The organism is Pseudomonas sp. DW-iso3 (assembly GCF_058725305.1).
This window is the reverse complement of the sequence record NZ_JBZXDZ010000001.1, coordinates 342,525-357,936: the sequence shown is the minus strand read 5'-3', so window position 1 is coordinate 357,936 and position 15,412 is coordinate 342,525. Positions and strand designations below refer to the sequence as shown.

14 protein-coding genes are annotated in these 15,412 nt (G+C 62.7%); 8 read left to right on the top strand and 6 right to left on the bottom strand.

The window, feature by feature from the left end:
* Positions 1 to 54 precede the first annotated feature (54 nt).
* The 6 genes from AC4PS7_RS01700 (at position 55) to AC4PS7_RS01675 (ending at position 6,516) form a co-directional block, all read left to right on the top strand.
* Positions 55 to 678, top strand: coding sequence for a DUF1120 domain-containing protein (locus tag AC4PS7_RS01700; protein ID WP_042571686.1), 624 nt, complete (start codon positions 55 to 57; stop codon positions 676 to 678).
* Positions 679 to 730: 52 nt separating this feature from the next.
* Positions 731 to 1,357 (top strand): DUF1120 domain-containing protein, encoded by a 627-nt coding sequence (locus tag AC4PS7_RS01695; RefSeq protein ID WP_042571685.1) that lies wholly within the window; start codon positions 731 to 733, stop codon positions 1,355 to 1,357.
* A gap of 79 nt (positions 1,358 to 1,436) precedes the next feature.
* A complete protein-coding gene (locus AC4PS7_RS01690) occupies positions 1,437 to 2,159 on the top strand; it encodes a fimbria/pilus chaperone family protein (RefSeq protein WP_080923181.1) in 723 nt (240 codons plus the stop codon).
* 124 nt (positions 2,160 to 2,283) lie between these two features.
* Positions 2,284 to 4,725 (top strand): fimbria/pilus outer membrane usher protein, encoded by a 2,442-nt coding sequence (locus tag AC4PS7_RS01685; RefSeq protein WP_047541251.1) that lies wholly within the window; start codon positions 2,284 to 2,286, stop codon positions 4,723 to 4,725.
* A 10-nt stretch (positions 4,726 to 4,735) separates the two neighbouring features.
* Positions 4,736 to 5,860, top strand: a complete 1,125-nt coding sequence (locus AC4PS7_RS01680; RefSeq protein WP_045791292.1) for a DUF1120 domain-containing protein — start codon at positions 4,736 to 4,738, stop codon at positions 5,858 to 5,860.
* Positions 5,861 to 5,877: 17 nt separating this feature from the next.
* Positions 5,878 to 6,516, top strand: a complete 639-nt coding sequence (locus AC4PS7_RS01675; protein ID WP_305437019.1) for a DUF1120 domain-containing protein — start codon at positions 5,878 to 5,880, stop codon at positions 6,514 to 6,516.
* Here AC4PS7_RS01675 and AC4PS7_RS01670 read toward each other — a convergent pair.
* From AC4PS7_RS01670 to AC4PS7_RS01645, 6 genes are all read right to left on the bottom strand, one after another.
* The gene (locus AC4PS7_RS01670; protein WP_205517939.1) at positions 6,513 to 7,778 is read right to left on the bottom strand and encodes a CynX/NimT family MFS transporter; all 1,266 of its coding nucleotides are present in this window, start codon (positions 7,776 to 7,778) and stop codon (positions 6,513 to 6,515) included. The two genes, AC4PS7_RS01675 and AC4PS7_RS01670, sit on opposite strands and share 4 nt — an antisense overlap.
* Positions 7,768 to 8,427, bottom strand: a complete 660-nt coding sequence (locus tag AC4PS7_RS01665; RefSeq protein WP_010212949.1) for a FadR/GntR family transcriptional regulator — start codon at positions 8,425 to 8,427, stop codon at positions 7,768 to 7,770. Before AC4PS7_RS01665 ends, AC4PS7_RS01670 begins: the two co-directional genes overlap by 11 nt.
* A gap of 212 nt (positions 8,428 to 8,639) precedes the next feature.
* Positions 8,640 to 9,404, bottom strand: a complete 765-nt coding sequence (locus AC4PS7_RS01660) for an amino acid ABC transporter ATP-binding protein (protein ID WP_003171943.1) — start codon at positions 9,402 to 9,404, stop codon at positions 8,640 to 8,642.
* Positions 9,405 to 9,415: 11 nt separating this feature from the next.
* Positions 9,416 to 10,513, bottom strand: a complete 1,098-nt coding sequence (locus AC4PS7_RS01655; RefSeq protein WP_021491844.1) for an amino acid ABC transporter permease — start codon at positions 10,511 to 10,513, stop codon at positions 9,416 to 9,418.
* A gap of 10 nt (positions 10,514 to 10,523) precedes the next feature.
* Entirely contained in the window at positions 10,524 to 11,705 is a 1,182-nt protein-coding gene (locus tag AC4PS7_RS01650) for an amino acid ABC transporter permease (RefSeq protein WP_010212953.1), read from the bottom strand.
* Positions 11,706 to 11,777: 72 nt separating this feature from the next.
* Positions 11,778 to 12,809, bottom strand: a complete 1,032-nt coding sequence (locus AC4PS7_RS01645) for an amino acid ABC transporter substrate-binding protein (RefSeq protein ID WP_010212954.1) — start codon at positions 12,807 to 12,809, stop codon at positions 11,778 to 11,780.
* Between the two features lie 346 nt (positions 12,810 to 13,155).
* Between AC4PS7_RS01645 and AC4PS7_RS01640 the strand changes: the two genes are divergently transcribed.
* Positions 13,156 to 13,812 (top strand): alpha/beta hydrolase, encoded by a 657-nt coding sequence (locus AC4PS7_RS01640; protein WP_010212955.1) that lies wholly within the window; start codon positions 13,156 to 13,158, stop codon positions 13,810 to 13,812.
* Positions 13,813 to 13,914: 102 nt separating this feature from the next.
* Entirely contained in the window at positions 13,915 to 15,378 is a 1,464-nt protein-coding gene (gene rhlB, locus AC4PS7_RS01635) for an ATP-dependent RNA helicase RhlB (RefSeq protein ID WP_010212956.1), read from the top strand.
* Positions 15,379 to 15,412 lie beyond the last annotated feature (34 nt).

The following is a 15,412-nucleotide window of genomic DNA, read 5'->3' as shown; positions in this document are numbered from 1 at the left end:
GCCGTTCACCTGTATGGGCTGGGCATGCCCCCTTTCCCTGGAGCTTTACCCGTGATGAAAAAACTACTCAGCACCAGCGTTGCCGGCCTGTTGATCGCCAGCGCATTCCCGGCATTCGCCGCATCCACCGTCGACCTGAGCGTCAAGGGCCTGATCGTACCCTCGGCGTGTACGCCAAGCCTGTCGGCCACCACCGTCGACGTCGGCCGGATTTCGGTCAAAGACCTGAACCCGGAGGCGTCAACCTGGCTGACCCCGACCACCCTGCAATTGGGCATCGACTGCGAGGCACCGACACTGTTTGCCATGCAGACCACTGACAACCGGGCAGACTCCGGTGACATCGGCCGATATGGCATCGGCAAGACGCTCGCGGGTGAGCGTATCGGTGGTTACATCATGCTCCTCGACAAAGGGGTCGCCGACGGGGCTGCCGTCACACATATCTTCTCGATGGACAACGGCGCCAGTTGGGGCACCCATGATCCGGACACTAACTGGTCAAAAAACCTCATTATTTCAATCCGCGACCCCAACGCAGGGCGCATCCCTGTCGCGGCCAAGAACACCGCGATGGAGCTCGCGGTAAGGCCGTTCATCCTGGCGGCAAAGAACCTGACGCTCACAGACGATACCCCGATTGATGGCTCGGTCACGATCCAAGTCAAGTACCTGTAACGCCGCCTGAGCCGATGCCCGTACCACCGTTCAACACCAGGTAACTTACGCCATGACCCTGCTTATTCGCTTGCCGGCCCTCGCCTCGCTGTTGCTGACGACGCCCTTGGCCTTCGCCCTCTCGCCTGTGGAGTTGGACGTCAACGGGCGAATAACCCCCAGCGCCTGCACCGTATCGTTGTCGGACAACGGCCTTGTCGACCACGGCAGGATCCTCGCGACGACACTGCACCCCAGTGAGTACACCGTGCTGCCGAATCAGCAAATGGGCTTGAGCATCAGTTGCGAAGGACCGGTGTTGTTCGCTCTGGTGGGCATCGACAACAAACGCGAGTCATCGCTGGCGCCGGACTACTTCTATGGGCTGGGCATGAACCCCCACGCCCCCGACGAACGCCTCGGCTCGGTCAGCCTGTCATTGCGCGGGCCGGTTGGCGATTCGCAGTTGATGCAGACCCTGACCTCATCCGACCAGGGCGCCACCTGGAAACCCGAGCCTTACGTGTACCCCGGCCTGTTCATGGGCTTCGCCCACGCTGGCGATGCGTTGCCCGCGCCGATCCGGCTGCTGGTGGCCTCTCTGCGGGTCGACACCTCGATCAGCCCGGCCAACACCTTGACGCTCCACGAAGAGGTGCCCCTCGATGGCTCGATCACGCTGAACCTGCGTTACCTCTGACCCTGCGTCGTCAGCGCCCCGGTCACATGCCGAGCACATGGCGACCCCCTTGAAGCACCTTGTATTGAAGAGCCCTGTTATGAACCTGTTTCTTTCCGTTTGGCGTGCGATGCCGCGCCTCTGCTGCGTGGCACTGGCCGTCTTCGGCGCAACCGTCGCGCGTGCCGACGGCATGGTCCCGGACACCTCGGTGGTGATCGTCAACGAGGCCGACGGCGAGGCTACGGTCTCGGTCACCAACACCGACAACAAAATGGCCCTGCTGCACGTCACCCTCGAAAACATTCCCGAGGACAGCGACACCTTGCTGTTCGTGACCCCACCCCTGACCCGCGTCGAAGCGTCCAAGAGCCAGCTGGTGCGCTTCATCCTGCAAACCCAGGCGCCGCTGCAAACCCAGCGCCTCAAGCGCGCGATATTCGAAGGCATGCCCGCCCAACGCGACCCGGCCCAGGCCGGGCGCGCGCAAGTGGGCGTGACCGTACGCCAGAACCTGCCGGTGATCATTCATCCCAAGGGGCTGGCACCGAATCGCACACCGTGGCTGGGCCTGAGCTGGACCTTGAAGGCCGACCAACTCAGCGTCCACAACCCTACCCCGTATGTAGTGCGCCTGGCCCAGGAGCTGCAACTGCTGCCCGGCAATGCCTCGGCGATGCTGCCGCGCACCTACGTGCTGCCCGGCGAAACACTGACCATGACCGCCAGCGGCACCGGCACCGGCGCCACCCGCGTGCGCCTGCAACCGGCCACCGTGTATGGCTTTGCCGTCGAGCCCCACGACGCGCCCATAACCCTGTGATGCAACGGCGCCCAGGGATGCAACGGCGCCACGATAACGAAGTGGCCACCCACTGAAGGCCACCGGGAAGACCTGACGCGATAGGGAATCACGCCGGGTACTTCCATCATCCGAGTGCATTTGTGTGAACACAGTCATTCATTACCGTGACGGCAAAGCCGTGCCCGGCGTTTCACCGCACCTCGCCTTGCTTGTGCTGACACTCAGCCTGGGGTTGCCGACAAACCTGGCCTGGGCACAGACGCCGTCGTCGAGCGATTCCTTTGACCCACAGACCCTGCTCCAGCGCGGCATCGACCCTGAACTCGCGAGCCTGCTGATGCAGGCCCCGCGGTTTACCCAAGGCCGCCACGCGCTCAACCTGACGGTCAACGGCCAGCGGCGCGGGCGCGTCGATGTGAGCATCGATCAGCACGGCGCAACCTGCTTCGACCCGCCGCTGCTGAACGCCGCGCAGTTGGTGACGCCGTCTTCGGGCCCGGCCGAGGAAAGCCGTTGCTACGACTTTCTCCAGCAATACCCGCAAACCGTGATTGAGCATGACCCGGCCAACCTGAACCTGAACCTGGTGGTACCGACCCAGGCGCTGCGCCCGGTCACCCAGGACATTTCCGGCTATCAGACCGGCGGGTTTGCCGCGCTGCTCAACTACGACGTGACCGGCCTGTACAACCACTACGGCGACGACGCCAGCCGCTTCGGCTCGGCCAATACCGAGGTCGGCTTCAATGCCGGCGACTGGATCGTGCGCAGCCGCCAGGTGCAGACCTGGCAAGACAGCACCTCAAGCACCACCCACCTGGACGCCTACGCCCAGCGCACCTTCGCCAGCCACCAGGCGGTGTTGCAGGCCGGGCAGATCAACCTCTACAACCCGGTGCTCGCCGGGGCACAAATCACCGGCGTGCAAGTGCTCACCGAACAGGCCCTGCAAGATCAGAACCAGGGCGCGACCATCGATGGCATCGCCAATGGCCCGGCCCAGGTGGAAGTGCGCCAGAACGGCACGTTGATTCACTCCACGGTGGTGCCCGCCGGTCCGTTCAGCCTGAGCAATGTGCCGCGGCTGAATGGGCGCTCCGACGTCGAAGTCACGGTCAAGGAAAGCACCGGCGAGGAACGCCGGTTCACCGTGCCCGCCGCCATGCTCGGCCTGGGCCTGCCCGCGCCTGGTTACTCGGTGGCGGCCGGGCGGGTGCGCAATATCGGCGACGGCCCAGGCGCTGAACCCTGGGTGGTGAGTGCGGGCTGGAGCGCCTCGCCGCATCCGCAGGTCAGCTTCGGCAGCGGGCTGTTGGCGGCCGAGGATTATCGCTCGGCGGGCCTGAGCCTGGGGCTGTTGCCTTGGCAGGATAGCCAGGTGCAAGTCGCCGTGGTCGCCTCCGAAGCCTCGCGGCGCACCCAGGAGCGCGGTGTGCAGACCGACCTGTCGTGGTCGCAGAAACTGAGCGAGCGCTGGGCCTTCACGGCGGCCAATTCCTGGCGCACCTTGGGCTACCGCGACCTCAGCGAGTCGACCTACGTCGTCGACACCCGCGAGCAGCAACGCACGCGCTACCGCGACCAGCAGAGCGCCACCACCTCGTGGTCGCATCCGTGGCTGGGCGCCTTCAGCGCGGGGTTTTCGCGTTCGTCCTCGTTCCAGGGCGACAGCAGCAGCCGTGCCCTGGCGTCCTGGGGCACGCAAATCGCCGGCATGTCGGTGTCCGCCACCGCCGAATGGCACATGGGCGGGCGTCGCTATAACGACGACAGCCTGTACCTGACGGTCAGCCTGCCCCTGGGCGAAAGCCGCCGAGGCCGCGCGTGGGTGCGCAATTCCGGTGGCGAGCACCGCACCGGGCTTGGGCTCAACGAACAGATCAACGACCATTTGGCGTATCGGGTCGGCGTCGAACATGACACCCGCGACCGCGAGGTCGAGTCGTCCCTGGGCGTTTCGGCCCTGCCGTTCTACAGCCAGCTGGACTTCAACTACACCCGCTCCGACGCCGAACGCTCCAGCTACCAGGGCGGCGCACGCGGCGCGGTGGTGCTGCACGGCGACGGGTTGACGTTCTCGCCCTACCCGGTGCGCGACACCTTTGCCGTGCTGTCGGTGGGCGACATGGCCGGAATCAAGGTCAATACCCCCAGCGGCCCGGTGTGGACCGACTGGCAGGGTCAGGCCGTCGCGCCCCAGCTCAGCGCCTATGGGCGCAGCCCGCTGGAAGTGCAAACCCGCTCGCTGCCGCGCAATGCCGACATCCACAACGGGCTCGCGGTGGTCTCGGCAGGGCGCGGCGCGGTGGACCGCATCGAGTTCGGCGTGTCGCTCACCCGCCGCGCGCTGCTGACCCTGGACACCCCGATGCCACGCGGCTCGACCGTGACCACCGAGGACGGCGAGTTCATCACGCTGGTCCAGGAAGGCAACCAAGTGTTCTTGTCCGACGTGCTCGACACCCGTTCGCTTTGGATCAAGGCCGCCGATCAGCCGCGCTGCCACTTGCGCTTTGAACTGCCGGCCAAGGCCGACCCCCACGTGTATTTCGAAACCGCCCCGGCCCGCTGCCAGCGGCCTTGAGGAACGCCCCATGAAACGTCACCACTGCCTGGCAGCCCTGCTGCTGTGTACCGGCACCGCCCTGGCCCAGGACGACTGCCGCCTGGACCTGAGCGAATCGCGCCTGGATTTTGGCCTGATGAACCGCGCCATTGCGTCAACGCCGACCGCCGAGCGACTGCTCGGTGAACGACGCCTGTCCTTGACCCTCAACTGCCCGGAAACCGCCGACATGAGCCTGTTCTACCGCGCTCTGGCCGCCGGCACCGAGCGTTTGCGCTTCACCGACGGTGGCAGTTACCGCGTGCAAGTGCATGACGCCGTGCTCGATGGCCGCGCGGTGCAACTGGGCCTGCTCGCCGGCCCCGGCCAGGCGCCCGCCCAGGTGGCGGCGAGCCTGACTTGGCGCGCCGACCATGGCATCGTCCCGCTGCACGACGGCCAGCCCGTCGCCGGGCGCAGTTTTTCTGCACAACTGCAGGTCAATGCCTGGGCCCGGGAAGAGGCGTTTCGGGTGCGCGATGCCGAGACCTGGGACGCCTCGGCGCTGGTCGATGCCCCCGCGTCCGGACGCTCGCGCGAGCTGCATCTGCAAGCGCGCTTCGCGCCAGCGGCCTGCACGCCCACCCTGGCCAACAACGGCACGGTGGACTTTGGCAAGTTGTCGGTCAGCGATTTGCGTCGCGACAAAGACACCGCCCTGCCCGCCCGCGCGTTGGGTCTCACGGTCAGCTGTGACGGCCCGACCCCGTTTGCCCTGGTCATGCACGACAACCGCGCCGGCTCAGCCACCGGCGGCATCGATGAAACCGCCTACGGCCTGGGCCTGGATGCACGCGGGCAGAAAATCGGCCGCTATTACCTGTTGGTCGACCCCGCCCAGGCCAGCGCCGACAACCTGCCACAGCTGTATCGCACCGACTCCACCACCGGCGGCGCCGCCTGGAGCAACGCCAGCGCCAGCACAATTCCCCTGGGCGCACGCAGCCTCCTGGGGTTTACCGCCACAACCGGCAGCACAGAAGGCCCGACGGCCCTGCAAAACCTCAGCGCGCTACTCAGCCTGAAAGCCTTTGTCGCGCCGCTCGACAGCCTGGACCTGAGCAGTGAAGTGCGGCTCGACGGTTCGGCGACCCTGGAAATCACCTACTTCTAAGCACCTCGGAGGCTCCCATGATTACTCGCTACCTGATCCTCGTACCCCTGCTGTTCAGCCAACCGGCGCAGGCCGCCGCTGTCGACCTGAACGTCAACGCCACAATCACCCCGGCGTCCTGTGTGCCGAGCCTGTCGGACAACGGGCAGGTGGACTTCGGCAAGATCGCCCAGCAAGACCTCAACCTCACGACGGGCACGCGGCTGCCGCTCAAGTCCCTGGGCCTGACGGTGACCTGCAACGGCCCGGTGCGTTACGCATTGCGCATGCGCGACAACCGCGACGGCACCGCCTACGTCAACAGCGAGATTTATTACGGATTGGGCCTGGACAACAGCGCGAACAAGATCGGCGTGTACTCAGTGACGTTCGATCCAACGCTGACCGTGGTGGACGCCGTGGCCGAGGTCTACGGCACCGAATCCACCACCGCCGGCCTGGCCTGGCGCACGGCCAACCGCAACCCGATCGACGTGGGCGCCAAAAGCCTGCTGGGCTTCACCGATACTGCGGGCAGCACCGCCGGCCCCATGGCGATCCAGAACCTGACCAGCACGCTGACCCTGGAGACGGTGATCAACGCCAAACAGAATCTGGACCTGAGTACCGACATCCTCATGGACGGTTCGGCGACCCTGGAGGTGGTGTACCTCTAGACTTTTTCGCTGCACACGCCGACGTACTTCGCCCGCCCCGCACCGAGACCGGCGACGATGGCGCCCAGGCCGATCACCGCGAAAACCCAGCCGGTGGCGGCCCAGCCACCGGTCCAATCGTGAATCAGGCCCACCGCGAGCGGGCCGAGGGACGCCAGGGTGTAACCGATACCTTGGGCCATGCCCGACAGGTTGGCGGCGACGTGGGCATCCCGCGAGCGCAGCACGATCAAGGTCAGCGCAAGGCTGAACGTGCCGCCCTGCCCCAGGCCCAGCAGGATCGCCCAGCCCCACAGCCCGTCGAGCGGCGCATACAGGCAGCCCATCAGCCCGCCGAGGGTCAGCAGCATCACCACCACGATGGCCAGGCGCTGGTCCTTGCCGCGCGTGGCCAGCCACGGCGCGGTGAGGGCGCTGAGCAGTTGCACGATGATCGAACCGGACAGCGCCAGCCCGGCGTCGGTGGCGCTCAGGCCGCGGTCGATGAGGATCGATGGCACCCAGCCGAACACGATGTAGGCCAGGGACGATTGCAGGCCCATGTACAAGGTCACTTGCCAGGCCAGCGGATCACGCAGCAAGCCCTTCACCCGGTAGGCAACGCGATGCGCGCCATGCTTGTGCCCGATTTGCGGCAACCAGCACAACGCGGCCAGCAACGCCGGCAGCATCCAGAAGCCCAACCCGATGCTCCAACGGTGGCCGAAGTAGTCGCTCAAGGGCACCGAGGCCCCCGCCGCCAACGCCGCGCCCAGGCACAGCGCCATGGTGTAGACCCCGGTCATGGTGCCCGCCTGTTTGGCAAAGTCGCGCTTGACGATACCGGGCAACAACACGCCGATGATGCCGATGCTGGCGCCGGCGATCAGGCTGCCAACAAACAAGCCGACTTCTCCGAACGCACTGCGCAGCACAATACCGCCGGCCAGCATCAGCAAAATCCCCAGCACCACCCGCTCGGCGCCGAAACGCCGGGCAAGGATCGGCGCCAGCGGCGCGAACAGACCCAGGCACAGCACCGGCAAGGTGGTCAGCAAACCGGCCCTGGCCGCCGACAACCCCAGGCTGCTGGAAACCTCACTGAGTAGCGGCGACAGGCTCGACAGGGCCGGGCGCAGGTTCAGCGCCACCAGCACCAGGCCCAGCAGCAATACCCACGGCCGGCTCACTGGCGGGGGGCTGTGCTGGACCTCATCGTCATCGGCCTCGGCGTCAATCAGCAGTTGTTCCAACTCAGGCGTGCGTGGGGCATCAAGGTTCATTGATCAACTGCCGGCAAAGGGATTTGGCGCGCTCCGCATCTTGCTGTGCGACGGCATCAAGCAGGGCGGTGTGCAGGTCGAACACCGCTTGGCGGCGCGGCGAGAGGTTCAGGGTCTGGCGCAGTTGCGCGCCGATGATGCTGGAAAAGTATTGGTACAACTCGCTCAACGCCGGGTTGTGCGCCGCGTCCACCAACTGTTGGTGGAATACCAGATCGGCGCTGATGTAGGCCTCCAGTTCCCCGTGGTACAGCGCGGCGCTGGTGTCGAGCGCCGCGCGCAACCGATGCAGGTCTTGCTCGGTACGACGCAGGGCGGCCAGGCCGATGGCCTCCACTTCCAGGATCTGCCGCGTCTCCTGCGCCTGCTCCAGAGTGCAATGGGACAACGCGCGCATGGCGCCCAGCGGGTCGGTCATCGAGCGCAGGTAACTGCCGTCGCCCTGACGGATCTCGATCAAGCCGGAAAACGCCAATACGCGCATGGCTTCGCGCACGGTATTGCGGCTGATGCCCAACTCTGCGGAAAGCTCGGGCTCGGTGGGCAGGCGCTCGCCGATGGCCCATATGCCCTGGCTGATGCGCTGGCGCAGTTGCTCCAGGGCCTGGTCGACCAGAGAGCGTTTGATCAGGGGGGCGATGTCTGTCATAGGATTTTGCGCTTTCGTCCCATCATAGGATGAATTTTCCTACAGCCTATTCGGACTGACCTACAAAGGCAACGCACTAGGGGTTCTTAGGTAGGAAAAAGGAGCGGTATTTTCGATTGACGCACAACAACTCGCCCTACAAGCCTCCTGAAAATTTTCAGCAGGCAAAAATAAACCCGGCACTTGGCCGGGTTTATTTTTTCAGACATCGATCAATGCAAAATCTGGCTCAAGAACAACTTGGTCCGGTCATTCTGCGGGTTGTCGAAGAAGTCATTTGGCGCCGCCTGTTCCACGATCTCGCCCTTGTCCATGAAGATCACACGGTTGGCCACGGTGCGCGCAAAGCCCATTTCGTGGGTCACGCACAACATGGTCATGCCGTCTTCAGCCAGACCGATCATGGTGTCCAGAACTTCCTTCACCATTTCCGGATCGAGTGCCGAAGTGGGCTCATCGAACAGCATGATTTTCGGCTTCATGCACAGTGCACGGGCAATCGCCACACGCTGTTGCTGGCCGCCAGAGAGCTGGCCCGGAAACTTGTGCGCCTGCTCCGGGATGCGCACGCGCTCCAGGTAGTGCATGGCGATTTCCTCGGCCTTGCGCTTAGGCATCTTGCGCACCCACATCGGCGCCAGCGTGCAGTTCTGCAGGATGGTCAGGTGTGGGAACAGGTTGAAGTGCTGGAACACCATACCCACTTCACGGCGGATCGCTTCGATCTGCTTGAGGTCGTTGGTCAGCTCCACGCCATCGACCACGATGCGGCCCTGCTGGTGCTCTTCCAGACGGTTGAGGCAGCGGATGGTGGTGGACTTGCCCGAACCCGACGGGCCGCACAGCACGATACGCTCGCCTTGCTTGACGTTGAGGTTGATGTCTTTCAACACGTGGAACTGGCCGTACCACTTGTTGACGCCCTGCATCTGGATAATGCCTTCAGGGCTCACAGGCTGTTTGATCGCTTCGCTCATAACATCAACTCCTAACGCTTGTGGCCAGTGTCGAGCTTGTGTTCCAAATGAATGGAATAGCGCGACATACCAAAACAGAAAATCCAGAACACCAGGGCCGCGAACACGTAGCCTTCAGTGGCCATGCCCAACCATTTCGGGTCGGCGGCGGCTTGCTTGACGCTGTTGAGCAGGTCGAACAGGCCGATGATGATCACCAGGCTGGTGTCCTTGAACAACGCGATAAAGGTGTTAACGATGCCGGGGATCACCATCTTCAGGGCTTGCGGCAGAATCACCAGGCCCATCGAACGCCAGTAGCCGAGGCCCATCGCAGCGGCCGCTTCGTACTGACCTTTGGGAATCGCCTGCAAGCCACCGCGCACCACTTCAGCCACGTAGGCCGACTGGAACAGGATCACGCCGATCAGCGCCCGCAGCAGTTTGTCGATGCCCATGCCTTCCGGCAGGAACAACGGCAGCATCACCGAGGACATGAACAGCACAGTGATCAACGGTACACCGCGCCAGAACTCGATGAAGGTCACGCAGACCACCCGAATCGCCGGCATGTTCGAGCGCCGCCCCAACGCGAGCATGATGCCCAGCGGCAAGGCGCCGGCGATGCCGACAGTGGCGATTACCAGGGTCAGCATCAGGCCGCCCCATTGGCTGGTCGCCACGTTGGTCAGGCCAAACGCCCCGCCGTGTAGCAGGAAGAACGCGATGATCGGGTACAGCACCAGGAAACCCAGGCCGTAGACCGCCTTGCGCTGGAAACGCGAGATAAACAACGGCGCCACACCGACGATGGCCAGCCACACGGTCAGGTCCACGCGCCAGCGCAGGTCGCCGGGGTAGTAGCCGTACATGAACTGCCCGAAGCGCTGTTGGATAAACACCCAGCAGGCGCCCTCTTTGGTGCAATCGGCACGCGTGGTGCCAACCCAGTTGGCGTCGATGATCGCCCAGCTCAGGATTGGCGGCACCACCAGGTAGATCAGGTAGAACGCCAGCAGCGTCAGCAGGGTGTTGAGCCAGCTGGAAAACAGGTTGGCGCGCATCCATGCCATCGGCCCGAACACTTTGTTCGGCGGCGGCATATCCGGTTTGAAAGTATGTGAACTCATGGGCGTTTCCTCACCGTTCGATCAGCGCAATGCGCTTGTTGTACCAGTTCATCAGCAGGGAAATGCTGATGCTGATCGCCAGGTACACGCTCATGGTGATGGCAATGACTTCGATGGCCTGGCCGGTCTGGTTGAGCACCGTGCCGGCAAACAACGAAACCATTTCCGGGTAACCGATACCGGCTGCCAGCGACGAGTTTTTCGCCAGGTTCAGGTATTGGCTGGTCAGCGGGGGAATGATCACCCGCAGGGCCTGCGGAATGATGACCTTGCGCAGCGTCGGCCCAGGGCGCAGGCCCAGTGAGCGCGCGGCTTCGGTCTGGCCGTGGCTGACGGACTTGATACCCGAACGCACGATCTCGGCGATAAACGCTGCCGTGTACACGGTAAGCGCCAGGGTCAATGCCAGCAGTTCAGGGATCAGTACCCAGCCGCCGACAAAGTTGAAACCTTGCAGCTTGGGCATTTCCCAGTGCAGCGGTGCACCGAAGATCAAGGCGCACAACGCCGGGATCACGATGAACAACGCCAGGCCCGCCCAGAACTTATGGAACGGTACGCCGGTGGCTTCAAAGCGCTTGTTGGCCCAACGCGCCATCAGCACGATTGCCACGATGGCAACCACGATGCTGACCACAAATGGCCAGAAACCGTCAGCGGCAATCGCTGCCGGCATGTTCAGGCCACGGCTGCTGACAAAGAAGGTGTCGCCGAAGTTGTGGCTGTTGCGTGGCCCCGGCATGGTCAGGAACACCGCGAAGTACCAGAACAGGATTTGCAGCAGCGGCGGGATGTTGCGGAACACTTCCACATACACGGTCGCCAGCTTGTTGATCATCCAGTTCGGCGACAACCGCGCCACGCCGATGACGAACCCGAGCAGCGTCGCCAGGATCACGCCGATAAAAGTCACTAGCAAGGTGTTGAGCAAACCGATCACAAACACCCGGGCATAACTGTCCGATTCGGTGTAGTCGATCAAATGCTGCGCGATGCCGAAGCCGGCACTGCGTTCAAGAAAATCGAAACCCGAGGTAATGCCTCGGTGCTGAAGGTTGGTCTGGGTGTTGTTGAAGAGGTACCAGCCCAGCGAGACCACCGCCACAATCGTGATGATCTGGAAGAGCCACGCACGCAATTTGGGATCGCTGAAGCTGAGCTTCTGCTTGGGTGCGCCGATTTGTTTTTGCATGAAATGCCCCGAAAATAATGGAACAGAACATCACCCGGCGGTTGGCCCACCGGGTGACAGAACCATCAGCGATCAGCGCACAGGGGGTGCGTATTGAATGCCGCCGTTGTTCCACAGCGCGTTCAGGCCACGGTCGATTTCCAGTGGGGTGCTCTTGCCCAGGTTGCGCTCAAACACTTCACCGTAGTTACCGACTTGCTTGACGATCTGTACGACCCAGTCTTTCTTCACTTTCAGGTCTTTGCCGTATTCGCCGTCAGCACCGAGCAGACGTGCAACGTCCGGGTTCTTGGTGGACTTGGCTTCAGCTTCAACGTTTTTCGAAGTGATGCCGGCCTCTTCAGCGTTGAGCATGGCGTAGCCAACCCAGCGCACGATGGCCAGCCACTCGTCGTCGCCGTTACGCACGACGGGGCCCAATGGCTCTTTGGAAATGGTTTCCGGCAGTACCACGTAGTCTTTCGGTGCGGCCAGCTTGCTGCGCTGGGCGAACAGTTGGGACTTGTCGGAGGTCAGCACGTCGCAACGCCCGGACTCCAGCGACTTGGCGCTTTCGTCGGAGGTATCGAAGGTGATCGGGGTGTATTTCAGGTTGTTGCCGCGGAAGTAGTCGGAAACGTTCAGCTCAGTGGTGGTACCGGCCTGGATGCAGATGGTTGCACCGTCCAGCTCCTTGGCACTTTTCACGCCCAGCTTGTTGTTTACCAGGAAGCCGATGCCATCGTAATAAGTGATGAAGCCTGGGAATTTCAAGCCCATGCCGGCGTCGCGGGAGCTGGTCATGGTCGTGTTACGGGACAGAATGTCGACTTCGCCGGACTGAAGCGCGGTGAAACGCTCCTTGGCATTCAACTGGCTGAATTTGACCTTGGTAGCGTCGCCGAAAACGGCAGCGGCCACGGCGCGGCACACATCAGCGTCGATCCCGAGGATCTTGCCGCTGGCATCCGGCACCGAGAAACCCGGCAGGCCGTCACTCACGCCACATTGCACAAAGCCTTTCTTCTGCACGGCATCCAGAGTGGCGCCGGCTTGGGCGAAACCGCTGACACCCAGAACGGCCGCCGCGGAAACGATGGCCAGGGTGGATTTCAATACCTTCATTCAAACCTCCAGTTTGCTCTTGTTGTGTCGGAGCTCGAACCTCAGCGCACCCTTATGAGGCGATATCGACCCGTGTTGGCTTTTTTTAGGGTCAAGCGGCATGAAGTTGTCGCAGTAATTCCAGCTTGTTTCCTACAAGCGGCATGCACTGATAGTGTTACCGCTTGAGGAAAGTTCTGACATCGACCTACACGTAGCAAGGCGCGTACCAGAGTGCTGGCTGAGCCGTTTCAGCCCATGATCAAGTGCAAAAGATTCAACCTTGCGACATTCTCTTAACAGATCGACAAGCCACGCACCGTTCCGTCGCACTTAATCGGAGCGCACGCACATTAATGGAGCAGACATGACCGACCCCTTGATTCTTCAGCCCGCCAAGCCCGCAGATGCCTGCGTAATCTGGTTGCATGGCCTGGGTGCCGATCGCTACGACTTCCTGCCGGTGGCCGAGGCGCTACAAGAAAGCTTGCTGACCACTCGCTTCGTTTTGCCTCAGGCACCGACCCGTCCGGTGACGATCAACGGGGGCTATGAAATGCCCAGTTGGTACGACATCAAGGCCATGAGCCCGGCCCGTTCGATCAGCCTGGAAGAACTGGAAGCATCATCAAAAATGGTCACGGACCTGATCGAAGCGCAGAAGAGAACCGGAATAGACGCTTCGCGAATTTTCCTCGCCGGTTTTTCCCAGGGCGGCGCCGTGGTTTTCCACACCGCATTCCTGAACTGGGAAGGTCCCTTGGGTGGCGTGATCGCCCTCTCCACCTATGCCCCTACGTTCAGCGACGAGCTGGAATTATCAGCCAGCCAACAGCGCATTCCCGCCCTGTGCCTGCACGGCCAGTACGACGATGTGGTACAGAACGCCATGGGCCGCAGCGCTTACGAGCATTTGAAAACCCGTGGTGTCACCGTGACATGGCAGGAATACCCAATGGGCCACGAAGTGTTACCCGAGGAGATACGCGATATCGGTGCCTGGTTGACCGTTCGCCTGGGCTGAAAACCACAGTTTATGTAGCTGTATGACAGACGCACTACGCCGCGCCCGATTCTTGCATTACACTGGCCGGCGTACATTCCTTAACCAATTAATGAGATCACCGTGCTCAAAGCACTCAAGAAGATGTTCGGCAAAAGCGAGGCTGAGCCGCTCGCGCCTGATTCCAGTGCTCCTGCTCCGACAGCCGGTAGCCGCAATGACGGCAAACAGCCCGCACGGCACGCACCTGCTGCCCAGCCAAAGAAGCCAACGGTGACACCGCCTGAACAGGCAAAGCCGGTTGAACCCGCTGCCGCGCCAGTGGCGCCGAAGCCACGTCGCGAACGTGCGCCAACGCCGCCGGTGATCCCATGGAAACTCGAAGACTTCGTCGTCGAGCCGCAGGAAGGCAAGACGCGCTTCCACGATTTCAAATTGGCGCCTGAACTGATGCACGCCATCCAGGACCTGGGATTCCCGTACTGCACACCGATCCAAGCGCAGGTGCTGGGCTTCACCCTGGCCGGCAAAGACGCCATCGGTCGCGCACAGACCGGCACCGGCAAGACCGCCGCGTTCCTGATCTCGATCATTACCCAGTTGCTGCAGACGCCGCCGCCGAAAGAACGCTACATGGGTGAGCCGCGCGCGCTGATCATCGCCCCGACCCGGGAGCTGGTGGTACAGATTGCCAAGGACGCCGCAGACCTGACCAAGTACACCGGCCTTAACGTAATGACGTTCGTCGGCGGCATGGACTTCGATAAACAGCTCAAGCACCTCGAAGCCCGTCACTGCGACATTCTGGTAGCCACGCCGGGCCGACTGCTGGACTTCAACCAGCGCGGCGACGTGCACCTGGACATGGTAGAAGTGATGGTACTGGACGAAGCCGACCGCATGCTCGACATGGGTTTCATCCCACAAGTGCGTCAGATCATTCGCCAGACCCCGCCGAAATCCGAGCGTCAGACCCTGCTGTTCTCCGCGACCTTCACCGAGGACGTGATGAACCTCGCCAAGCAGTGGACCACCGACCCGTCCATCGTCGAGATCGAAGCGGAAAACGTCGCCAGCGAGAACGTCGAGCAACACATCTATGCCGTGGCCGGTGCCGACAAGTACAAGCTGCTCTACAACCTGGTCAACGACAACGGTTGGGAGCGCGTGATGGTGTTTGCCAACCGCAAGGACGAAGTGCGCCGCATCGAAGAACGCCTGGTGCGTGACGGCGTCAACGCTGCGCAACTGTCGGGCGATGTGCCACAGCACAAGCGCATCAAGACCCTCGAAGGCTTCCGCGAAGGCAAGATCCGCGTGCTGGTGGCCACCGACGTGGCCGGTCGCGGGATTCACATCGATGGCATCAGCCATGTGATCAACTTCACCCTTCCGGAAGTGCCGGACGATTACGTACACCGTATCGGCCGTACCGGTCGTGCCGGGGCGGCGGGTGTATCGATCAGCTTTGCCGGGGAAGATGACTCGTATCAGTTGCCGTCGATCGAGACGCTGCTGGGGCGCAAGATCAGCTGTGAAACGCCGCCGACGCACCTGTTGCGCCCTGTCGAGCGCAAACGCCCGTAAGCCTGAACCAAGGACGAAGAAGCAGGGCTTTATG

Coding starts and splice junctions, on each gene's coding strand:
- AC4PS7_RS01700 (WP_042571686.1), top strand. CDS start 55: ATGAAAAAACTACTCAGCACCAGCGTTGCCGGCCTGTTGATCGCCAGC.
- AC4PS7_RS01695 (WP_042571685.1), top strand. CDS start 731: ATGACCCTGCTTATTCGCTTGCCGGCCCTCGCCTCGCTGTTGCTGACG.
- AC4PS7_RS01690 (WP_080923181.1), top strand. CDS start 1,437: ATGAACCTGTTTCTTTCCGTTTGGCGTGCGATGCCGCGCCTCTGCTGC.
- AC4PS7_RS01680 (WP_045791292.1), top strand. CDS start 4,736: ATGAAACGTCACCACTGCCTGGCAGCCCTGCTGCTGTGTACCGGCACC.
- AC4PS7_RS01675 (WP_305437019.1), top strand. CDS start 5,878: ATGATTACTCGCTACCTGATCCTCGTACCCCTGCTGTTCAGCCAACCG.
- AC4PS7_RS01670 (WP_205517939.1), bottom strand. CDS start 7,778: ATGAACCTTGATGCCCCACGCACGCCTGAGTTGGAACAACTGCTGATT.
- AC4PS7_RS01665 (WP_010212949.1), bottom strand. CDS start 8,427: ATGACAGACATCGCCCCCCTGATCAAACGCTCTCTGGTCGACCAGGCC.
- AC4PS7_RS01660 (WP_003171943.1), bottom strand. CDS start 9,404: ATGAGCGAAGCGATCAAACAGCCTGTGAGCCCTGAAGGCATTATCCAG.
- AC4PS7_RS01655 (WP_021491844.1), bottom strand. CDS start 10,513: ATGAGTTCACATACTTTCAAACCGGATATGCCGCCGCCGAACAAAGTG.
- AC4PS7_RS01650 (WP_010212953.1), bottom strand. CDS start 11,705: ATGCAAAAACAAATCGGCGCACCCAAGCAGAAGCTCAGCTTCAGCGAT.
- AC4PS7_RS01645 (WP_010212954.1), bottom strand. CDS start 12,809: ATGAAGGTATTGAAATCCACCCTGGCCATCGTTTCCGCGGCGGCCGTT.
- AC4PS7_RS01640 (WP_010212955.1), top strand. CDS start 13,156: ATGACCGACCCCTTGATTCTTCAGCCCGCCAAGCCCGCAGATGCCTGC.